A 20474-nucleotide genomic window follows, 5' to 3' on the forward strand; every position below is an offset into this window, starting at 1 on the left:
TTGCGCTAAGGGAGGGTGCGGGTCGTCAGGCCGACAGTTCCAGTAGCAGCTTGTTCAAGCGGCGGACGTAGCCGGCCGGGTCCTTCAGGCTGTCGCCAGCGGCCAACGCGGCCTGGTCGAACAGGACGTGGGCCAGGTCGTTGAAGCGGTCCATGTCGGGCTCGGCATCCAGCTTCTCGATCAGCGGGTGGCCCGGGTTGAACTCGAATACCGGCTTGCTGTCCGGCACCTTCTGGCCGCTGGCTTCCAGGATCTGGCGCATCTGCAGGCCCAGGTCCTGCTCGCCGATGGCCAGGATCGCCGGCGAATCGGTAAGGCGGTGCGAGACGCGGACTTCGGCCACTTCCTCGCCCAGCGCGGCCTTCAGGCGCGTGGCCAGGCCTTCCTTGGTCTTGGCGACTTCTTCCTGTGCCTTCTTGTCCTCTTCGGTCTCCAGCTTGCCCAGGTCCAGGTCGCCACGGGCGATATCGACAAAGGACTTGCCATCGAACTCGTTGAGGTAGCTCATCAGCCACTCATCGATGCGGTCGGTCATCAGCAGCACTTCGATGCCCTTCTTGCGGAACACCTCCAGGTGCGGGCTGTCCTTGACCTGCTGGTAGCTCTCGCCGGTCAGGTAATAGAGCTTGTCCTGGCCTTCGATCATGCGACCGACGTAATCGGCCAGCGCGACACTCTGCTCGCCGCTGCTGTCATGGGTGGAGGCGAAGCGCAGCAGGCCGGCGACCTTCTCGCGGTTGCCGTAATCCTCGGCCGGGCCTTCCTTCAGCACCTGGCCGAAGTTCTTCCAGAAGCCCGCATAGTCCTCCGGCTTGTCCTTGGCCAGCTTCTCCAGCATGTCCAGCGAACGCTTGGTCAGCGCCGACTTCATCGAGTCGATCACCGGGCCGGACTGCAGGATTTCACGCGACACGTTCAACGGCAGGTCGTTGGAATCGACCACGCCCTTGATGAAGCGCAGGTACAGCGGCAGGAACTGCTCGGCCTGGTCCATGACGAACACGCGCTGCACATAGAGCTTCAGGCCCTTGGGCGCGTCGCGGTGGTACAGGTCGAACGGGGCGCGGCCGGGGGTATACAGCAGCGAGGTGTACTCCAGCTTGCCCTCGACCTTGTTGTGGGTCCAGGCCAGTGGATCGGTGGGGTCGTGGGCGATGTGCTTGTAGAACTCCTTGTACTCCTCGTCCGTGATCTCGGACTTGGCGCGGGTCCACAGTGCGTTGGCGCGGTTGACGGTCTCCCACTCCGGCGTGGCCGGCTTGTCGGCGTCGTCGCCGTGGTGTTCTTTCTGCAGCTCGATCGGCAGGCCGATGTGGTCGGAGTACTTCTTGATCAGGCTGCGCAGCTGCCAGCCATCGGTATAGCTGTCTTCGCCTTCCTTCAGGTGCAGCACGATGCGGGTGCCGCGCTCGGGCTTGTCGATGGTCTCGACCTCGAACTCGCCTTCGCCCCTGGACGACCAATGCACGCCCTCGCTGGCCGGCAGGCCGGCACGGCGGCTGTAGACGTCGACCTGGTCGGCCACGATGAAGGCCGAATAGAAGCCCACGCCGAACTGGCCGATCAGGTTGGAGTCCTTCTTCTGGTCACCGGACAGGTTCTTCAGGAACTCGGCGGTGCCCGACTTGGCGATGGTGCCGAGGTGGGCGATGGCCTCATCGCGGCTCAGGCCGATGCCGTTGTCGTCGATGGTCAGGGTGCGCGCGGCCGGGTCGGCCTCGATGCGGATGCGCAGCGGCGCGCCGCCTTCGAGCAGCTCGGGCTGGGTCAGCGCTTCGAAACGCAGCTTGTCGGCGGCGTCGGCGGCATTGGACACCAGCTCGCGCAGGAAGATTTCCTTGTTCGAGTACAGCGAGTGGATCATCAGGTGCAGCAGCTGCTTCACCTCGGTCTGGAAACCGCGGGTTTCCTTGTGATTCGGGTTGGTCATCGGTCGGGTGCTCCGTTGCTGATGGGGCGCGCAGCTGCGCGACGGCTGCAGCTTGGGTAAGGGTGAATGGGCCGATTTCAAGTCAGGCGCGGCCGGGGTGGGCGCTGGTCTATCATCTGCAGCACTTGAAGCTGGTGAACCCGGGTTGCCGATGTATTTGATTTGCCGCGTTTTGTCCTTGGTTTTGCCGGTGCGGGCCGGATGAGTCCGGCCCGAGGCAAGGCGCCGGTCGGCACCGGCCAGGTGCGCATCGTCGGTGGCCGATGGCGAAATACCCGTTTGCAGGTGCCTGAATTGCCGGGTCTGCGTCCGACCAGCGACCGGGTCCGCGAGACCCTGTTCAACTGGTTGATGCCCAAATTGCCGGGCGCACGTGTCCTGGACCTGTTTGCCGGCAGCGGCGCGCTGGGGCTGGAGGCGGTATCGCGCGGTGCGGCGTCGGCACAGCTGGTGGAGCGCGATCCACGGCTGGTGGCCGCCCTTCGCGGGGTGGTTGGTAGGCTGGAGGCAGGGGAGCTGGTCGAGGTGATTGCCGGCGATGCCCTGCAATGGCTGAGCAGTGCGCCGCCCGCGCAGGCCGATCTGGTGTTTCTGGACCCTCCTTTTGCCGACGGCTTGTGGGACCAGGTGATCGCACGCCTGCCCAGGCATCTGGCCGCCGACGCCTGGTTGTACCTTGAGGCGCCGGTTGATGCGGCATTACAGCTGCCTGCCGAATGGCAGCTATGGCGCGAGGGCAACACCCGTGAGGTGGCCTATGCCCTCTACCGCCGGGCCGCTGCTACACTTCGCGGCGACATGAACGCGACCGAACCCGCATGACTTCAGCCAATCGCCGCATCGCCGTATACCCGGGCACTTTCGACCCGATCACCAATGGTCACATCGACCTGGTGAACCGCGCCGCGCCGCTGTTCGAGAAGGTGGTGGTCGGCGTGGCGCAGAGCCCCTCCAAGGGGCCGACGCTGCCGCTGGAGCTGCGTGTGGCGTTGGCGGTGGAAGCGCTGCAACACCACGACAACGTGGAAGTGGTCGGCTTCGACACCTTGCTGGCCCACTTCGTGCGCTCGGTGCACGGCGGGGTGCTGCTGCGTGGTCTGCGTGCGGTGTCCGATTTTGAGTACGAATTCCAGATGGCGAGCATGAACCGCCACCTGATTCCGGAGGTGGAGACGCTGTTCCTTACCCCCTCCGAGCAGCACAGCTTCATTTCCTCCTCGCTGGTGCGTGAAATCGCGCGGCTGGGCGGGGATGTCTCCGGTTTCGTGCCGGCCACTGTGCTTGAGGCGTTGCGCAAGGCCCGCGAAGCGCGCGGGCAGTGAATCTTTTCAGTAACACCACTTTTCAACGGGAGAACGATCATGAAGAACACGATGCGCGTGCTGCTTGCCGCCTCGATGGTGCTGGCTGTAACGGCCTGCAAGAAAGAAGAAGCACCGGTAGTCGAAGCGCAGCAGGCGCTGGTCGCCCCGGCCAAGGATGACGACGCGGGTTGGAAGAAGTACCTGCAGGCAGTTGCGGTGCAGAACATGGGCAACATCACTGCAAGCCCGTTCCTGTATTACCTGCCGCCGGCATCGGATCCGGAATTCGCCGCCAAGTACGACCGCCAGGTCGAGAGCGCCACCACCGCCATCGGCCGTGGCATCCAGCCGGGCAACATGCTGGCTTTCGGTTCGTCGAACTCGGCCAAGATGGCCGACCTGATCGAAACCGGTTTCAAGGACGTGCAGGCTGACTCGATGAAGGGCGTGCGTGTGGTGTTCATCGGCGATGCCGCTGACAACGCCCGCGTGCAGACCATCGTCAAGCCGACCGGCGCCGACTACATCTTCGTCGAAGCCAAGTGACGCACTGGCGCGGGGCCGCGTAGCGGCTCCGCCTTTGCCAGCGCGTCATCCCCGCGAAGGCGGGGATCGCTCTGGCTGTTGCTCTAGCTACTGCTCTGGCTCGGGTTTTGGCTTCTGTTGCAGGTCTGCTCTGGCTTGAGCCCTGTTCCAGCGGGCGCGGGGGCGCGTAGCGGCTCCGCCTTTGCCAGCGCGTCATCCCCGCGGAGGCGGGGGTCGCTCTTGCCGTTGCCCCAGCTCCCGTCTGGCGTAAACAGACCAACGCTGCGCAGGCCCGGCCCCAACAAAGCCGGCATTCACACACGCAGAACGCTGTGGAAGCAATGTCTTGGGCCCCGGCAAAACCAGTATCCGGTAAGCTTGCTGTCGGCGCTGCCCCTGGCAGGCCATGAACAGCAGGACCGATGAACCGGCAGTCGCCGGTTGCAAGCCCCGCTCCGACGGGAACACCGCAACAATGTCACTCAAAATCAATGAGCTCTGCGTCAACTGCGACGTCTGCGAGCCCGCCTGTCCCAACCAGGCCATCGCAATGGGCGAGACGATCTATGTGATCGATCCGGCCCGTTGTACCGAATGTGTCGGTCATTTCGATGAGCCGCAATGCGTGGTGGTGTGCCCGGTCGAATGCATCGACCCGGACCCGGAGATCGTCGAAACCGAAGACCAGTTGCTGGCCAAGCTGGCCGGCCTGCGTCGTGATCACCCTGAGTTTTACCAATCGGAGAATCCAACGGCATGAAACTCGTTGCCCGTTCCCTGCTGCTGTTCGCACTGGTGCTGCCACCGGCTGCGTGGGCAGCCGATACCGCGCCGGCGCGTGCCGCACATCCCGATGGCGCGGCGATCGCCAGTGGCCACGCGCTGGCCACCCAGGCCGGCATGGAAATCCTTGGCAAGGGCGGCAATGCGTTCGATGCCGCGGTAGCCGTTTCCTCCACCTTGGCCGTGGTCGAGCCGATCAGCTCGGGTTTGGGCGGTGGCGGGTTCTTCCTGCTGCACGACGCCAAGACCGGCAAGGACCTGATGCTGGATGCGCGTGAAACCTCGCCCGAGTCCGCAACGCCCGAGCAGTTCCTGGACAAGAATGGTGAGCTGGACCGCGACCGTTCGGTCAATGGCCCGTGGTCAGCCGGTATCCCAGGTCTGCCGGCAGCGCTGGTGAAGCTGGCGCGCGAGCATGGCAAGCTGCCGCTGCGCGAATCATTGGCACCGGCAATCCGCGTGGCCACCGATGGTTTCCCGGTGTATGCACGCATGGCCCGTGGCTATGCCACCCGCCGCGAAGTCATGGACCGTTACCCGGGGACCCGTGAGGTCTACCTGCGCAACGGCAAGCCGATTGCCGAGGGCGATATCTTCAAGCAGCCGGAGTTGGCGCATACGCTGCAGCTGCTGGCCGCCAACGGCTTTGATGGCTTCTACCGCGGCGAGACCGGGCGCAAGCTGCTGGCCGGCGTGAAGCAGGCCGGTGGCCGCTGGACTGCCGAGGAACTGGCCGGCTATACGGTCAAGACCCGTGAGCCGATCGTGTTCAACTACCGTGGCTGGAAGATCACCACGGCCTCGCCGCCATCCTCCGGCGGTATCGCGCTGGCCTCGATGCTGCAGATCCTGGAGCCCTGGGATCTGGCCAAGATGGATCAGGCACACAGCACCCACCTGGTGGTGGAGGCGATGCGTCGTGCCTATCGCGACCGTACGTTCTTCCTCGGTGATCCGGACTTCGTCGACATCCCGCAGAAGGTGCTGACCAGCCGCGACTACGCGCAGGGCCTGCGCGCCACCATCCATCCGGAAAAGGCCACCCCCAGTGACCTGCTGTCGGGCAACCCGACGCCGCTGGAAGACGACGAGACCACGCATTTCTCCATCATCGACAGCGAAGGCAACCGCGTTGGCGGCACCCAGACGGTGAACCTGCTGTATGGCTCGGGCCTCATTCCGGCGGGCACCGGCGTGCTGCTGAACAACGAGATGGACGACTTCGCGCTCAAGCCGGGTACCCCCAACGCCTTTGGCGTGATGGGCTACGAGGCCAATGCGCCGAAGTCGGGCAAGCGCATGCTCAGCTCGATGACGCCGACCTTCATGGAAAACGATGACAAGGTCGTGGTGATTGGTACGCCGGGTGGCAGCCGCATCATCACCATGGTCCTGCTTGGCATCCTCGGCTATGACGCCGGTCTGGACGCACAGCAGGTAGCCGCCTTGCCGCGCTATCACCACCAGTGGTTGCCGGATGAGATTTCGGCGGAAACCGGCGCGTTCTCGCCGGAGGTCGCCAGGCAGCTGCAGGCGATGGGCCACAAGGTTGAACTGCCGGGCGACTCGGCCGAAGGCGGACGCGGTTCCAGCCATGTCTGGGGCAACCTGCAGACGGTGGAGTGGGATCGGCGCAGCAATGTGCTCAGTGGCGGCAGCGATCCGCGCAACCCGGTGGGTAGTGCCGAGGTTCGCAAGTCGGGCAAGGCTGACTGAGGACACCAGAAAACCCCGCTTCGGCGGGGTTTTTATTTGGCTGCGGGAAAGGCGTTGGCTCTTGATCTTTGCCGTCATTCCCGCGAAGGCGGGAATCGCTTTGGCTTCGTTTTACAGTCGTCATTCCCGCGAAGGCGGGAATCGCTTTGGCTTCGCTTTACAGTCGTCATTCCCGCGAAGGCGGGAATCGCTCCTGCTCTGGTTCTTGCAGTTGCTTCTCCGCTTGGGGGAACGGGCGGGTGAGGGCTGAGTTAAACGGGCGAAGAGCGAAGATCGAAAGGCGAAGGGCAAGAGCGATTCCCGCCTTCGCGGGAATGACGGCATGAGAGCAGGGGCAGGACCAAACCCAAACCCAAACAAAAACCCAAACAAAAACCCAAACCACGGCCCTTCGGCGCCCCGCCGCCGCCAAACATCACATAACAGCGCGTTTCCTATCTGCATCGACCGCCCGTCAATTATCCGGCGCCGATTCCTTGCGAATATTTAACGCGCTGCGGGTAGAATTTTTCATATGAAACTATGGTCGATTCGCGGTAACTCGCAAAAACTCGATGGCGGTGCAATGTTCGGCAACGCCCCCAAGGCATTGTGGGAACGGTGGGCGCCGGCCGATGACGCCAACCGCATTGAACTGGCATGCCGGGCGTTGCTGGCCAGTCCGTTGGGGGGCAAGACCGTATTGTTCGAAACCGGCATCGGTGCTTTCTTCGAGCCCAAGTTGCGTGAGCGCTACGGTGTACAGGAGCCGCGCCATGTGCTGATCGATTCGCTGCGTGAAGCAGGCTTCGAGCATGAAGACATCGACGTGGTGGTGCTGAGTCATCTCCATTTCGATCACGCAGGGGGCTTGCTGGCACCGTGGTCGGAAGGTCGCGAGCCGGAGCTGTTGTTTCCCAATGCGACCTTCGTGATCGGCGCGGAACATTGGGAGCGGGCCAAGCATCCGCATCCGCGTGATCGGGCCAGCTTCATTCCCGAATTGAGCGGGTTGCTGGAAGCCAGTGGACGCCTTGAGATCGTCAGCGGCGCCTATTCGAAAGCGCTGGGCGAATCGGTGCGTTTCAGCTTCAGTGACGGTCACACGCCAGGCTTGATGCTGGCCGAGATCGTCGGCCCCGAGCGGGTCAACGGCCAGCCGCGCGGCGGCGTGGTGTTCTGCGCGGATCTGATCCCGGGGCGCTCCTGGGTACATGTGCCGATCACCATGGGCTATGACCGCAATGCCGAGTTGTTGATCGACGAGAAGCGGGCGTTCCTTGAGGACAAACTGGCGCGCAACGTGCATTTGTTCTTCACCCATGATCCGCAGTGCGCAATGGCGCAGGTGGTGCGTGATGAGAAGGGGCGCTTTGCGACCGCTCATGAAGTCGGCGAGTTGAAGGCGCGGACCCTGGCCGCCTGAACTGACCAACGGCAGCTGAAAAAACTGACTTCCGGCACTGATTCCGGAAGTCTTCAAAACCGACATTGGTCCCATCATCCAGATCGGGGCAATGTCTTGAAACTTCATTCTCTGCTGCAACGTGCCGGACTCGCCGTGCTCATGCTGTTGGGGCCGGCGGCTATCGCGCTGGCGGCTCCCAGCCAGGTACTGCCGCTACAGGTCAGTGCCGAGCGCTCCACCACGCTGGCGATCTGGGAACCGACACAGGTGCGCGGCGTCGTGTTGTTCTCATCCGGACATGGGGCCTGGCCCGAACGCTACGATCGCCTGCTGCGGTCGTGGGCGGATGCCGGATTCGTGGTGTTGGCGCCGCTGCATGTGGATTCGATGAAGTATCCGGAGCGTGAGCGTTTCTCGCTGCAGCAGGGTTTGAGCGAACGGTTTGCCGACATGCGCGCGGTCAGCACTTACGCGGCTGCACATTGGCCGGGAAAGCCGGTTGCCGCGACCGGCCATAGTCTGGGGACCTTGATTTCGGCAGCGCTGGGCGGCGCCCTGAGCGGGCTTGGGCCGTTGCGTGACCCATCGGTCGTGGCTGTGCTTGGTTTTTCCTCCCCGGGGCGCATTCCGGGCCTGATCAACGAACAGTCGTATGCCTCATTGGCAGTGCCGCTGTTGCTGGTCACGGGGGACAAGGACCTGGTGCCGGGCTTCGTCAGTGACCCGGTGGACCATCTCTATCCCGTGGAAACGGCGCCTGCCGGCGACAAGACCGGCGTGGTGCTTGCCGGCGGCGATCACAATCTGATCGGCGGAGAACCGGAACTCCTGTTCGAGCGTGCTCGCGATCTGGGGACCGCATTCCTGCGGGCGCAACTGCTGCAGGATGAGCAGGCGCGGGAGGTATTGGCGGCACCCACTCCCGCGGATGAACGTTGGCTGCGCCGTTGATGTGCAGATACGGGGCGATCCGTGATCTGGCAGCGGAGAAGGGCGCTTGAGCCGCCCTTCATTCCACCCGTGTGATGACGCCTGCATTGCCGTGGCAAGCACCCGCAGGAATGCCGTCAGTGAATCGCGAAGCTGATCGCATAGGTCGCGCGGCTGCCGCGGCGGGCCGCCGCACGCACCTGATACACCTGCACGGTATAGGTTCCGGAGGCGGACAGTACGCCGTGCCAGTCCTGCCCCTCGCTGCCACTGCCAAGAGCCGTGGCAACGCCGGGAATGTCGTCGGGGGCGTAGATATTGAAACCGACGTTGCTGTTGCCGGTCAGGCTTATCCGCATGGATTGCCCGGCTTTGGCAGCCAGCGTGTAGTTCACGCTGTCGTAGCCCTGCAGGCTGTGGGTGGTGCTGAAACTGCTCGTGCCCTTGGCAAACTGGACGGGCGTGGTGGTGACCTTGTCGGCGCCACTGGCGGTGGGCATGGCAACTGCCAGTGCCGCTGCCAGGGCCAGGAAAAGTGCGCGTTTCATCGTATCCACCTTTCGGGCAGGGTGATCGTGGCGATCTTCAACGGGCAGGTTGCGAGGGTCAACCGATCCGGGTACCAAAGATGCGGTCACCGGCGTCGCCCAGGCCCGGCATGATGTATCCCTTTTCGTTGAGGCGCTCGTCAATGGCGGCGGTATATACCTCCACGTCCGGATGTACGGCTTCCAGTGCCTTCAGGCCTTCCGGTGCGGCGACCAGGAAGATGCCCTTGATGCGCCGGGCGCCGGCCCGCTTGAGCATGTCGATGGTGGCGATCAAGGTGCCGCCGGTGGCCAGCATCGGGTCCAGGATCAATGCATCGCGTTCTTCCAGGCGGCCGGTCAGGCGCTCGAAGTAGGGTACGGGCTGCAGGGTTTCTTCGTCGCGTTGCAGGCCGACAACGCTTACGCGCGCGGCGGGAATCAGCGACAGTACGCCGGTCAGCATGCCCAGGCCTGCACGCAGGATAGGCACCACGGTGATCTTGGCGCCGGCAATGCGCTGCACCTGCACCGGCCCGGCCCAGCCGTCCATGGTGTGGCTCTCGGTTTCCAGGTTGGCGGTGGCCTCGTAGGCCAGCAAGGTACCCAGTTCATTGACCACCTCACGGAAATCCTTGGTGCTCATGGAGGCGTCGCGGAGCAGGCCGATCTTGTGCTGGACCAGGGGATGACGGACTTCGACGATTTTCATGGGAGTGATCGAGCAGGAGGGGGCTGCCATTTTAGCGCCCCGGTGCGTGTACCTTGTGGAGTCGAAGAGGGAGCCCAAGGAAAACAGGCGCATGTGCAACCCGGGGATTGCCAGGCTGGCAGTGTTGCTGCTCGCAATGTGGACGGGGCATGGGAACGCCCTGCCGGTGCTGCCGCCATTGGAGCAGGAGGTGGTCAACCCCGGCGAAGTGATCTTTCGCAACGGCGTGGCGTACATCGATCTGGGGCATGGTCGCCTGGAGCCGCTGCGGCGTCGACAGCAGGACGGGGCGTACTACCGGATGGTCCGTTACGACGCGGAGTTCGGCTATGTCCGGGCCCCCGATGCGATGGCGTACCCGGACGTGGATGTTGACTCCATGGCAAGTGCGCGAAGTTCCCGTGCGGCGTCGGTTGCTGGCTCCCATGACATTGAAAGCCGCATAAAAGGCCGCTTTGAAGGATGGACGGGAAGAACCTTGTTCCTGTTGGAGAACGGGCAGATCTGGCAGCAGACCGACGGGCGCGTGCAGCGCGCGTTTGGCAGCTCTCCGCGGGTAACGTTGAGGCGGCGGGCTGGTGGTCATGAGATGTCGGTTGAAGGCGTGTCTGCCACGGTCACGGTACGACAGCGCTGATGACGCGCGCGGTCCAACAGGAGCACACATGCGGGCAATGACATGGATGGCTGTCGTGGGGGTGTTGCTGCCACGCCTGGGTTGGGGCGGGGAGTGCCATGTGGCCAGCGTGCTTGCACCCGATCGTCTGGATGGACGCCAGGGCGAGATCATTGCCTTGGCCGATCGTAGCGTGTGGGAAGTCACGGCTGGCCCCGGCTACATGGACAGGCCCCGGGGCGAGGTGATCGTATGCCCGTCGAGCAATGAGATGGGGGTGGGCGCCGAGGTGCTGCGGATACGCACGGTGGAGCGTTCCGCTTCAGCCCGTATCGAGAATGCCATCCGTATCGAATCGGTGATCAAGGGCAGGTTCAACGGATGGAGCGGGAAAACCGAGTTCGCACTTGCCAATGGACAGGTCTGGCGGCAGGTGCGTGGAGGGCATTCTTCCGGGTCGAAGGATGACCCCAGGGTATGTCTCACCCGAAAGGCAGATGGCGTCTACGAAATGCAGGTGGAAGGTTTCGTCAGCAGGATTGGCGTGATCCGTATCAGGTGACTGCGGCGTCAGGCAATGCGGAATGCCGCCTGCGGCCCGCCTCGTCCGGGCAACGATTGGCAAACCATCGTGCCGCTGCAGCGGGGGCCAAGCAGGTGACGCATTGCACGCCTGGTTGTGCCTGCCCGTGCTGTACCCGGCAGGTAACAGACTGAAACATTCCCGCTGTGTCACTGTAACTGTCGCGTAACCGGACGGACATACCGTGCACACCCATCTTTTACACAGATTGGGGGCAGTAGTGCGCAAGAGCGTCTTGGTGGTGGCGGTAACGAGCGCGGTGGCCTGCATGGCCATTGCACCTGCATATGCGCAGCAGGCCAGCACGGCCGATGGTGCATCCACGCTGGCCAGTGGGGCGGCTGCGGCCATCGACCTTGAGCGCATTGAAGTCCGTGCGCAGCGCGAAGCGCAGATCCGGGCGGTGGAGCTCAAGCGTGATGCCAATGGCGTGCAGGATGCGGTTGCCTCCGACTCCATGGGCGACTACCCGGACATGAATGTCGCCGAGTCGCTGCAGCGCCTGCCAGGTGTCAGCGTCACCCGCGATCAGGGCGAGGGACGTTTCGTGGTCATCCGCGGCCTGGATGCGGCCCTCAACAGCGTCAGCATCGATGGCATCGCCATTGGCACGCCCGAGGATTCGTCACGTGCAGCACCGCTGGATGTGATTCCTTCGGAGTCCACGGAACGCTTGCGGGTGATCAAGTCGGCCACACCGGACATGCCGGGGGACGCCATCGGTGGCGCGGTGGTGGTGGAGTCGGCGTCGGCATTCGACCGTGATGGTCGCTCCTTGAAGGGCAAGCTGGAAGGCAGCCACCAGGAACTTTCGGGCGAGACCAGCCCGAAGGCCGCGTTCAACTACAGCGAAGTGTTTGGGGAAACCTTCGGTGTGGCCTTGGGTGTGAACTACCAGAAGCGCACGTTTGAATCCGACAACACCGAAGTCGAATACGACAACTACGACGGCGGCGCCGATGATGATCTGGCAGCGGTGGAGATCCAGCGCCGCAAGTACACCATCGAGCGTGAGCGCACCGGTGCCAACCTGAATTTCGATTGGCGGCCCGATGATGCCAACCGCTACTACCTGCGCACGCTATACAGCCGGTTCGACGATGCCGAAACCCGCCAGCGCACGATCTTCGGTCTCGGCGACGGTGAAATCACCGCCCTTGGTGACGGCCGCTACCAGGTGGACGACTTGCCGGCCGATGCCATCAGCAAGCGCATGCGCTATCGCACCAAGGAAGAAAACACGCTCGCGGTCAGTCTGGGCGGCGAGAACCGCCTGAGCGCTGCCGTGCTCGACTACAAGGTGGGTTATACCAAGACCCGTGAGCGCGTGAACGACGAGATGGAAGCGCGGTTTGACTATGACGGCGGTGACCTGTCGGCAACACTGGACCAGAACAGCGGCATTCCCGGCTTGAGCCTGAGCGACAGCGGCTGGATGGACAACGGCAACTATGTGTTTGATCGCGTGGTGCTCTCGCCCAAGCAGATCGACGACAGCGAGCGCAGTGCGCAGGTCAATATCCGTTTCGATGGTGACAAGGCCAGCTACAAGTTCGGCGTGCTGGGGCGCTGGCGCGAGCGCGATGTCAACGTGGATGAGGTCGAGCTGCGCAGCGGCCCGGCGGTTGATCTTTCCAGCTGGAATGGCAAGACCCTGGATCATCGCGGTGGCAGTCTCGGCCAAGGCATGAGTTCGGCGGCGATGCGCGCCTGGTGGGCAGCCAATGGCAGCAAGTACAGTGCGAAGTCAGGCGACGTTGCTGGCAACAGGATGACCTCGCTGGAAGAGGACTATGTTGCCAATGAAGACATCTTCTCGGCCTATGCGATGGGTACCTGGGATATCGGTGCGCTGCGGGTGATCGGCGGCGTGCGCGTGGAGAACACGCAGTTCAACGCCACCGGCAACGATGTTGATGTTGCCAGTGACGGCAAGACCGTCACGGTGACCCCACGCATCGCCAACAACAGCTATACCAGCGTGCTGCCAGGCCTGCACCTGCGCTACGACACCAACAACGACTGGGTGCTGCGCGGCTCGCTCAACAAGACCGTGGCGCGCCCGTCGTTCGGTGATGTCTCGCCGCGTCTGGCCGTGAACCGGGACGACGAGGAAGCGCGCATCGGCAATCCCAACCTGGATCCGTACGAGTCCACCAACCTGGATTTCTCCTTCGAGCGTTACCTGGGCGAGAGCGGCATCATTTCGCTCGGCCTGTTCCACAAGTCCATCGATGGCTACATCGTGCAAACGGTGACGGACAATGATCCCGAGTATCCGGGCTTCGATGTGACCCGTTCCATCAATGGCGACAAGGCCAAGGTGTTCGGTGCCGAGTTCAACTGGCAGCAGCAGCTGAGCTTCCTGCCTGGCGCCTGGTCGGGCCTGCTGGTGGGTGCCAGCGGCACCTGGCTGGATACCGACTTCGACCCGGGTATCGCTGGACGTGAACGCGACGATTTCAACTTGCCGCGTGCGTCCAAGAACATCTACAGCGCGCATATCGGCTATGAATGGGGCGGCCTCAGTACCCGCCTGGCCGGTGTCTATCGCAGCGAGTACCTGGACACCATCGGCGACAGCCGTGCATTCGACATCTATGTCGCGCCGCATACCCAGCTCGACTTCAGCTTCGACTACAAGCTGAGCAAGAACGTGAGCCTGTACCTGGAAGCTTCCAATCTGCTGGATGAGCCGCTCGAGCTGTACCAGGGCGTGTCCTCGCGCACCCTGCAGAACGAGGAATACGGCCGTACCTACGCGATCGGCGTGAAGGTGGCGCTGTGAGGGCCGCGCTGCTCGCTACCGCCGTTGCCTTGGTGCTGAGCGCCTGCCAGCCGGTGCCGAAGTCCAGCACGCCGCCGACTGCTGCCGACCTCGCCGAGGGCGCGACCGCCGTCCCGTCCAGCCTGGTGGCCGAAGCCTTCCTGACTCCGATGACCCCGGCTGACAATATTGATTCGCCGGCAAGCTGGCGCGGCGCTGATGGCCGGTTGTGGCTGATCGCTACCGCCAAGGCCACCGACAAGCTGGTGGTGTACGACGGCCAGACCGGCAAGCATCTGCGTGACGTCGGCAGCACCGGCACCGCGCTGGGGCAGTTCGATCGCCCGAATGGCATTGCCGTGCAGGATGACCTGGTGTTCATCGTCGAACGCGACAACCACCGCGTGCAGGTGTTGCAGCTGCCGGACTTCAAGCCGCTGGGCGTGTTCGCCGGCAATGATCTGCGCAAGCCTTATGGCCTGTGGGTCAATCCGGTGCAGGGCGGCTATGACTTGTACGTCACTGATTCCTACGACGATGGCGAGGACGCTGCTGGCAACGACATCCTGCCGGCACTTGATCGCTTGAACGAGCGTGTACGCCGCTATCACGTCAAGGTCGAGGGTGACGCGGTGCAGGCCAGGCTGATACGCAGCATCGGCGACAGTTCGCCCAAGGGTGCGCTGCGTGTGGTCGAGTCGATCTGGGGCGACCCGGCCAATGACCGCCTGCTGATCGCCGAAGAAGACGAAACCTATGCCAGCGAGTTCAAGGTCTACAACCTGGCAGGCGACTTTACAGGGGAGACCTTTGGTCGCGGCCTGTTCAAGGCCCAGGCCGAAGGCGTGATGCTGCGTACCTGCGGTGATGGCGGCTGGTGGATCACCACCGAGCAGGGCAAACAGCGCAGTACCTTCCATCTGTTCGATCGCAAGACACTGGCGCCGGTGGGCTCGTTCCACGGCAATACGGTGGCCAATACCGACGGCATCTGGAACAGCCAGCAGGTGTCGGCACGTTTCCCGCAGGGGGCGTTGTACGCGGTGCACGACGATCAAGGCGTGGTGGCCTTCGATTGGCGTGACATCGCCAAGGCGTTGTCGCTGCCGCAGGACTGTGGCCAGTGATGGCGCGGGGACGTTGTCGCCAGCGGCTGCCGCTGCTGGCGCTGATCAGCGCAGCGCTGATGGGCGCAGCTGGAGCGGTGGGGGCCGCTCCAGCTGCCGAGCCCAATACGCAGGTGCCGGCGGGGAGCCGGCACTACGCGGCCAGTGACTTCCCTGACCGTATCGTCGCGTCGCCAGCACAGGATGCCAGCGGCGGTTTCGCGGTAGCGTGGCGCACCGCGCCACTGGCACAGCCGGCGTTGCTGGAAATCACCGTGGCTGGCGACTCGCCGGACATGGGGCAGGTGCGACAGCTCACTGCGAGCAGCCAGCTGCTGCAGACCGAAAACGGCAGCAGCCAGCATCATCGTGCGCTGATCGATGGCCTGCAGGCCGACACGCTGTATGCCTACCGGGTGCAGGGGCAGGGCACCTGGAGTGCATGGCAGCACTTCCGTACCGCTGCTGGTGCTGGCCAGCCGCTGACCGTGCTGTATTTCGGTGATACCCAGAACAAGAACCTCAGTCATGTCAGCCGGGTCATACGACAGGGCTGGCAGACCGCACCGGATGCGCGGCTGACGCTGTTTGCAGGTGATCTGGTCAGTGGCGGTGATGGCGAGGACGACAACGAATGGGGCGAGTGGTTTGCCGCCGGTGGCTGGCTGCTGCCGGGCATGGCGGTCGCACCGGCCGCAGGGAACCACGAGTACTTCGAGGAGTTCGAGGACACGCCGCAGGAACGGCGTGTGCTGGGCAAGCATTGGCCGGTCACTTTCGCATTGCCGGGCAATGGCGCGGCTGCTGCTGCCAGTACGACGTATTGGTTCGATTACCAGGGACTGCGCGTGGTGGTGCTGGATGGCACGTCGGCGCTGGATCTGGGCACCGCCAAAGCGCAGGCAGGCTGGTTGGACGGCGTACTGGAAAGCAGCCAGCAGCCCTGGAACATCGTGGTCGTGCATCAGCCGCTGTATCCGTTGCGTGCCGAACGCGACACCTCGGTGCTTGCCAGCGAGATCCGCCCGGTGCTGCAGCGGCACAGGGTCGATCTGGTGCTGCAGGGCCATGATCACACCTACGGTCGTCGTGCCGATGCAGCTGCGGCGTTGCCGCAGTACATCTCATCCGTCGCCGGTCCCAAGCAGTACCGCTTGTCGCCGGAAGCGCGCGCGACGATGAAGCCCACCGCCGAGGACACGCAGTTGTTCCAGGTGCTGCGGCTGGATGACAAGGGCCTGCGCTACGAGGCGCGTACGGCGACGGGGCGGCTGTATGACGCATTCCGGATCAGCCGCAGTGCCGCGGGTGACAAGCAGTTCAGCGAGATCACCGAAGGGCGCATCCCGCAGCGAGATTGCCCGCGTGCAGTCTCGCCCAAAGGCCGCGATGACCGTTGCTGGGAGTGAGCAGATGAAGACGATGCAGGCAGTTCTATTCGGCGTATTGCTGGCGATGGCTTCGCCGTTGTTGGCGGCGGGTGAACTGCTGCACCCCTTCACCTTGCCGCAGCCCGCCAATGCACCGCAGGAAGCGTTGCTGGCGGTGGAGATCCCCGCCGGCGGTGCGATCAAATACGAGCTCGGCGAGCACGGCGAGCTGCGGGTGGATCGCTTTTTGTCGATGCCGGTCACGTATCCGGCCAACTATGGTTCGATGCCGCGGACCCTGGCTGGCGATGGAGATCCGTTGGATGCGCTGGTGTTGACCCGTTTCCCGATCCAACCCGGTGCGGTCGTGCGCTTCCGTCCTCTGGGCGTATTGCGCATGATCGACAAGGGGCAGGCCGACGAGAAGATCGTCGGTGTGCCGGTGGATGCAGTTGACCCAAGCTATGCCAACGTACGCTCCCTGCAGGATCTGCCGGCAATCGAGGTCCAGCGCATCGAAGCCTTCTTCCGTACCTACAAGCAATTGCCTGGCGGTGCAGACATCCAGCTCAATGGCTGGGGTGACGCTGCCGAGGCCCGGCAGGTGATCAGCAGGGCATTGGCCGGTTACCGACAGGCCATGCCTGCGCGCTGAGTACCGAACCGGTTTCACGGCTTGGGCGGCGGCTTGCACCTATAATGAACGCGGATTCGTCCCAATCGGTCATCGCGGGCAGGTCGGCAATGCTGCCGCCGTGATGGCAACAGGTAGCAATGACGGCGCGGCCAGGGGTGTTGGCCGGGCAATCACGGCGGGCTGCCGGTAGCGGCAGGTGCCCAATCAAGGAGGGTGGTCATGCGCATTATGGGTAAGGCGTGGAACAAGCTGGCGGTTGCCGCCATGTTGTTGGCAGTAGCAGCGAGCGCGGGAGCGGCGCCTCCGTTGGAGGAGGAAATCGTCAATCCCAGCGAAGTGCTGTTTGAGAACGGCAAGGCGTATGCCGATGCCGGCGGTGGGCAGATGGAGCAGTTGCACAGCCGCAAGCAGGGCGGCGAGACCATTTACTACCGTTTGGTCCGCTACGACAACGAGAACGGCTATGTCGGCAACGATGGCGCGCAGGTGTTGGCGCAGACCTTCCGCACCGAGTCGAGCATTGGCGAAACACCTTACCGCTACTACGGTTCCGGTCATTTCTCCCGTCCCGATTTCTACAACAGCCCTTACAACCGCGATGCGCGCCAGCGCTATTCCGGGCCGGGTTACTTCGGCAGCTGCAGTCGCTATGACGGCTGCAAGGAAGTGCAGATCGTGCCGTTGTGGCCGTATTACCGCGGTTATTGATCTTGTATTGATGCTTGGACAGCGTCCCGGGTGCGTTTCGCTTACCCGGGCTACGAACCGGCGCTGCATCGCTAGATGCAAACAGAAACGGCGGCCTTCATGGCCGCCGTTTCTGTTTGGTGCCTAGCGCGGTGCTCAGGCGCTGAGCGCTTCAACCACGCGCAGCTTGGGGTGTCCCTTCGAGCGCTGCTGATATTCCTGCTCGATGTCCGCCAGACGCTTGGCGTTGGGGCATTGCAGCATCATGTAATTGGCGTCGAAGTTGAGCTTGGCGACCAGGAAATCGATGAATGCGCGGACCTTGGGTGAGACCAGGCGGCCGCCCGCAAACACTGCGTTGAAGTCATAGTCCGGGCCGGTCCAGCCGGGCAATATCTGCCGCACCATGCCGGACTCGACAAAGGGTTTGGCCATGACATCGCTGCTCAGCATCAGGCCCTCACCCGCTACCAGGGCCGCGTTGAGGGCCGAGGGGTCATTTGCGACGATCAGCGGAGTGACCGGAAATTCGCGCATTTCCCCGCCATTTTCAGCCAAGGTCCAGGTAAAGCGCTGGTTCTGGCCGTGGTGGGCCTTGCGGATGGCAAGCGTGCGATGGAACTGCAACTCGTCCGGATGCTGGGGTTCGCCGTGCACGGCGATATAGGCCGGGCTGGCGAATACCTGGGTGCGCAGACTGCCGAGCTTGCGAGCGATCAGGTTGGAGTCGGGCAGGGGGCCAACCCGCAGCGCCAGATCCACTTCGCCGGCGATCAGGTCCAGGGTTTCGTTGCCCAGGTGCATGTCGACCCGGATCTCGGGGTACTCACTCTGGAACTGGCCCAGCAGTGGGGCAATCCAGCAGGTGCCAATTGAGTACGGCACCGTGAAACGCAGCCAGCCGCGTGGGCCGGACTGCAGCTGACTGACCGCACTTTCGGCCTGGTCCAGTTCGCGGGCGATGCGCTGGCAATGTTCGTAGTACACGGTCCCTGCCTCGGTCAGGCCAAGGCGGCGCGTGGTCCGGTGCAGCAGGCGCGCGCCAAGACGCGTTTCCAGCTCCTGTACCTTGCGGCTGACCGTAGTCTTGGGTTGGCCGAGCAGGCGCGCAGCCGCAGTGAAGCTGCCTTGTTCAACCACTTTGACGAAGATCAGGGTGTCGTTGAGATCGTTGGCCATGGGAGAGGACTCTTGCGGCAGCGGAATTGTGCCGGCGACGGGATGATTATTCCCTTCAATCCGTACTAATCAAGTATGGATTTGAGGCCTACCTTGTACGCCTGTACCCATTCTGGACTTGCCGTCATGCGTATGCGCTCCCCCATGGCACTGCCGGCGCCACGCCGTGAACCCAGTTACCGCAACGCTTTGCCTTCAAGGTCGGCTGGCAATCGATTGAATCCATTGCAGTTTGAGTCCCTGGTCGGCAACCGGCGGGCGGAAGCCCAGGGAACCGACCGCTCGGTTGGGGCGGCGGTGTTGCGGCGCCTTCTGTGTCGCTTTGTCCCATCAATGGTCCAAAAATTTCCGCGGACGGGACAGTGATCCCGCTGCAACCGACATCGTTCCGACCGGTCAGAGCGCCGTTGCGCAAATCCGCGCATGTGCGGACGAGTGCCTGGTTGCTGTCGCGCTCCGCTTTGTAGTCCTGCAATTCCCTGATCACCTCCCCCTTGGAGCACGAAATGAAAGGTATCTCCCCCTCCCCCACGCTGCGCCGCGTTGCCTTGGCAGGCATGTCGGCATTAAGTCTGGCCGTCCTGGTCGCCTGCAGCGGCGGCCATGCCGAGAATGGGCCGCCGCCGGCACCCGAAGTAAGCGTCGCGCCGGTGCTGATCAAGCAGGTCGCGCAGTGGGATGAGTTCAGCGGTCGCATCGAGGCGGTGCAGAGCGTTGAGCTGCGTCCACGGGTGTCCGGCTACATCGACAAGGTCAATTACGTCGAAGGCGATGAGGTGAAGAAGGGCGACGTACTGTTCACCATCGATGCGCGCAGCTACCAGGCCGAGTTCAATCGTGCGCAGGCCGAATTGAACCGCGCACGCACGCAGGCAGGTCTGGCACGCAGCGAGTCCGAGCGCGCCCGTCGACTGGCCGAACAACAGGCCATTGCTGCCGAAACCGCCGAACAACGCCGCGCCAGCGCCGATCAGGCCGCTGCGCAGGTGCAGGCAGCACAGGCGGCCTTGGATGCGGCACGGCTCAACCTGGAGTTCACCAAGGTGCGTGCACCGATCGATGGCCGTGCAGGCCGGGCGATGGTGACCGCTGGCAACCTGGTCACCGCCGGTGATGCCGCCAGCGTGCTGACTACGCTGGTGTCGCTGGATACCGTGCACGTCTATTTTGATGCGGACGAATCCACCTATCTGCGTTACGCGCAGATGGCACGCGATGGCGAGCGCCCCAGCGAACGCGATCAGGCCTTGCCGGTGAAGGTCGGCTTGAGCGGTGAGCAGGGCTACCCGCATGAGGGCAAGGTCGATTTCCTCGACAACCAGATCACCCGCAGCACCGGCACCATCCGCGTACGGGCACTGCTGGATAACGCCGGTCGCCAGTTCACTCCGGGCCTGTTCGCTCGCGTGCAGCTGTTGGGCAGTGGCCAGTTCCAGGCGGTACTTGTAGACGACAAGGCGGTGCTGACCGACCAGGACCGCAAGTACGTGTTCGTGCTGGACAAGGACAACAAGGCGCAGCGTCGTGATGTGCAGCTTGGTCGCAATGCCGAGGGCCTGCGCATCGTCGAGCAGGGGCTGGCCGCTGGCGACAAGGTGATCGTCGACGGCGTGCAGAAGGTGTTCATGCCAGGCATGCCGGTGCAGGCCAAGCCGGTGGCGATGCAGCGCGTCGCGGCATCAGCCACCCAGGCCGTGAGCAGCATCAACTAAGCC

18 protein-coding genes and 1 pseudogene are annotated in these 20474 nt (G+C 63.5%); 15 read left to right on the forward strand and 4 right to left on the reverse strand.

Features of this window, described 5'->3' with window-relative positions:
- Positions 1–25: 25 nt before the first annotated feature.
- The gene (gene htpG, locus RT131_RS01925) at positions 26–1930 is read right to left on the reverse strand and encodes a molecular chaperone HtpG (protein WP_313169760.1); all 1905 of its coding nucleotides are present in this window, start codon (positions 1928–1930) and stop codon (positions 26–28) included.
- Between the two features lie 201 nt (positions 1931–2131).
- Here htpG and rsmD point away from each other — a divergent pair, with 201 nt between their 5' ends.
- From rsmD to RT131_RS01960, 7 genes are all read left to right on the forward strand, one after another.
- On the forward strand, positions 2132–2752 hold the full coding sequence (gene rsmD / locus RT131_RS01930) for a 16S rRNA (guanine(966)-N(2))-methyltransferase RsmD (RefSeq protein ID WP_313169762.1): 621 nt from the start codon (positions 2132–2134) through the stop codon (positions 2750–2752).
- Positions 2749–3252: a pantetheine-phosphate adenylyltransferase gene (gene coaD, locus RT131_RS01935; protein WP_282268816.1), complete on the forward strand. Its 504-nt coding sequence runs from the start codon at positions 2749–2751 to the stop codon at positions 3250–3252. The genes rsmD and coaD overlap by 4 nt, the downstream gene beginning before the upstream one ends.
- A gap of 39 nt (positions 3253–3291) precedes the next feature.
- A complete protein-coding gene (locus tag RT131_RS01940; protein WP_057629976.1) occupies positions 3292–3780 on the forward strand; it encodes a hypothetical protein in 489 nt (162 codons plus the stop codon).
- 454 nt (positions 3781–4234) lie between these two features.
- Positions 4235–4519, forward strand: coding sequence for a YfhL family 4Fe-4S dicluster ferredoxin (locus RT131_RS01945; RefSeq protein WP_313169765.1), 285 nt, complete (start codon positions 4235–4237; stop codon positions 4517–4519).
- The gene (ggt, locus tag RT131_RS01950) at positions 4516–6258 is read left to right on the forward strand and encodes a gamma-glutamyltransferase (RefSeq protein ID WP_313169766.1); all 1743 of its coding nucleotides are present in this window, start codon (positions 4516–4518) and stop codon (positions 6256–6258) included. Before RT131_RS01945 ends, ggt begins: the two co-directional genes overlap by 4 nt.
- A gap of 514 nt (positions 6259–6772) precedes the next feature.
- Positions 6773–7663 (forward strand): MBL fold metallo-hydrolase, encoded by an 891-nt coding sequence (locus RT131_RS01955; RefSeq protein WP_313169767.1) that lies wholly within the window; start codon positions 6773–6775, stop codon positions 7661–7663.
- Positions 7664–7759: 96 nt separating this feature from the next.
- The gene (locus tag RT131_RS01960; protein ID WP_313169769.1) at positions 7760–8596 is read left to right on the forward strand and encodes an alpha/beta hydrolase; all 837 of its coding nucleotides are present in this window, start codon (positions 7760–7762) and stop codon (positions 8594–8596) included.
- A gap of 116 nt (positions 8597–8712) precedes the next feature.
- Here RT131_RS01960 and RT131_RS01965 read toward each other — a convergent pair whose 3' ends face one another.
- Positions 8713–9123: a g-type lysozyme inhibitor gene (locus RT131_RS01965; RefSeq protein ID WP_313169771.1), complete on the reverse strand. Its 411-nt coding sequence runs from the start codon at positions 9121–9123 to the stop codon at positions 8713–8715.
- A gap of 58 nt (positions 9124–9181) precedes the next feature.
- Complete coding sequence (gene upp, locus RT131_RS01970) at positions 9182–9814, reverse strand: uracil phosphoribosyltransferase (protein WP_313169773.1); 633 nt, start codon at positions 9812–9814, stop codon at positions 9182–9184.
- Between upp and RT131_RS01975 the strand changes: the two genes are divergently transcribed.
- From RT131_RS01975 to RT131_RS02005, 7 genes are all read left to right on the forward strand, one after another.
- The gene (locus RT131_RS01975; RefSeq protein WP_313169775.1) at positions 9813–10451 is read left to right on the forward strand and encodes a hypothetical protein; all 639 of its coding nucleotides are present in this window, start codon (positions 9813–9815) and stop codon (positions 10449–10451) included. The two genes, upp and RT131_RS01975, sit on opposite strands and share 2 nt — an antisense overlap.
- Before the next feature lie 28 nt (positions 10452–10479).
- On the forward strand, positions 10480–10992 hold the full coding sequence (locus RT131_RS01980) for a hypothetical protein (protein WP_313169776.1): 513 nt from the start codon (positions 10480–10482) through the stop codon (positions 10990–10992).
- 289 nt (positions 10993–11281) lie between these two features.
- Complete coding sequence (locus RT131_RS01985; protein ID WP_313170211.1) at positions 11282–13801, forward strand: TonB-dependent receptor; 2520 nt, start codon at positions 11282–11284, stop codon at positions 13799–13801.
- Positions 13798–14907, forward strand: coding sequence for a phytase (locus tag RT131_RS01990; RefSeq protein ID WP_313169778.1), 1110 nt, complete (start codon positions 13798–13800; stop codon positions 14905–14907). The genes RT131_RS01985 and RT131_RS01990 overlap by 4 nt, the downstream gene beginning before the upstream one ends.
- Before the next feature lie 59 nt (positions 14908–14966).
- Positions 14967–16295: an FN3 domain-containing metallophosphoesterase family protein gene (locus RT131_RS01995; protein ID WP_313170213.1), complete on the forward strand. Its 1329-nt coding sequence runs from the start codon at positions 14967–14969 to the stop codon at positions 16293–16295.
- A 4-nt stretch (positions 16296–16299) separates the two neighbouring features.
- The gene (locus tag RT131_RS02000; protein WP_313169780.1) at positions 16300–16911 is read left to right on the forward strand and encodes an inorganic diphosphatase; all 612 of its coding nucleotides are present in this window, start codon (positions 16300–16302) and stop codon (positions 16909–16911) included.
- Between the two features lie 210 nt (positions 16912–17121).
- Positions 17122–17601: a hypothetical protein gene (locus tag RT131_RS02005; protein WP_313170214.1), complete on the forward strand. Its 480-nt coding sequence runs from the start codon at positions 17122–17124 to the stop codon at positions 17599–17601.
- 210 nt (positions 17602–17811) lie between these two features.
- Here the strand turns inward: RT131_RS02005 and RT131_RS02010 are convergent.
- Positions 17812–18759 (reverse strand): annotated as a pseudogene (locus tag RT131_RS02010) (LysR family transcriptional regulator); the annotation flags it as partial.
- 557 nt (positions 18760–19316) lie between these two features.
- On the opposite strand from RT131_RS02010, the gene RT131_RS02015 reads away from it, so the two are divergent.
- Positions 19317–20471, forward strand: coding sequence for an efflux RND transporter periplasmic adaptor subunit (locus tag RT131_RS02015; protein WP_313170216.1), 1155 nt, complete (start codon positions 19317–19319; stop codon positions 20469–20471).
- Positions 20472–20474 lie beyond the last annotated feature (3 nt).

The sequence above is a fragment of the Stenotrophomonas sp. genome (assembly GCF_032066555.1).
Classification (GTDB): Bacteria; Pseudomonadota; Gammaproteobacteria; order Xanthomonadales; family Xanthomonadaceae; genus Stenotrophomonas.

Excerpts from the sequence above, each read along its gene's own strand:
- htpG (WP_313169760.1), bottom strand. The coding sequence starts at position 1,930 with ATGACCAACCCGAATCACAAGGAAACCCGCGGTTTCCAGACCGAGGTG.
- rsmD (WP_313169762.1), top strand. The coding sequence starts at position 2,132 with ATGAGTCCGGCCCGAGGCAAGGCGCCGGTCGGCACCGGCCAGGTGCGC.
- coaD (WP_282268816.1), top strand. The coding sequence starts at position 2,749 with ATGACTTCAGCCAATCGCCGCATCGCCGTATACCCGGGCACTTTCGAC.
- RT131_RS01940 (WP_057629976.1), top strand. The coding sequence starts at position 3,292 with ATGAAGAACACGATGCGCGTGCTGCTTGCCGCCTCGATGGTGCTGGCT.
- RT131_RS01945 (WP_313169765.1), top strand. The coding sequence starts at position 4,235 with ATGTCACTCAAAATCAATGAGCTCTGCGTCAACTGCGACGTCTGCGAG.
- ggt (WP_313169766.1), top strand. The coding sequence starts at position 4,516 with ATGAAACTCGTTGCCCGTTCCCTGCTGCTGTTCGCACTGGTGCTGCCA.
- RT131_RS01955 (WP_313169767.1), top strand. The coding sequence starts at position 6,773 with ATGAAACTATGGTCGATTCGCGGTAACTCGCAAAAACTCGATGGCGGT.
- RT131_RS01965 (WP_313169771.1), bottom strand. The coding sequence starts at position 9,123 with ATGAAACGCGCACTTTTCCTGGCCCTGGCAGCGGCACTGGCAGTTGCC.
- RT131_RS01975 (WP_313169775.1), top strand. The coding sequence starts at position 9,813 with ATGGGAGTGATCGAGCAGGAGGGGGCTGCCATTTTAGCGCCCCGGTGC.
- upp (WP_313169773.1), bottom strand. The coding sequence starts at position 9,814 with ATGAAAATCGTCGAAGTCCGTCATCCCCTGGTCCAGCACAAGATCGGC.
- RT131_RS01980 (WP_313169776.1), top strand. The coding sequence starts at position 10,480 with ATGCGGGCAATGACATGGATGGCTGTCGTGGGGGTGTTGCTGCCACGC.
- RT131_RS01985 (WP_313170211.1), top strand. The coding sequence starts at position 11,282 with ATGGCCATTGCACCTGCATATGCGCAGCAGGCCAGCACGGCCGATGGT.
- RT131_RS01995 (WP_313170213.1), top strand. The coding sequence starts at position 14,967 with ATGGGCGCAGCTGGAGCGGTGGGGGCCGCTCCAGCTGCCGAGCCCAAT.
- RT131_RS02000 (WP_313169780.1), top strand. The coding sequence starts at position 16,300 with ATGAAGACGATGCAGGCAGTTCTATTCGGCGTATTGCTGGCGATGGCT.
- RT131_RS02005 (WP_313170214.1), top strand. The coding sequence starts at position 17,122 with ATGGGTAAGGCGTGGAACAAGCTGGCGGTTGCCGCCATGTTGTTGGCA.
- RT131_RS02015 (WP_313170216.1), top strand. The coding sequence starts at position 19,317 with ATGTCGGCATTAAGTCTGGCCGTCCTGGTCGCCTGCAGCGGCGGCCAT.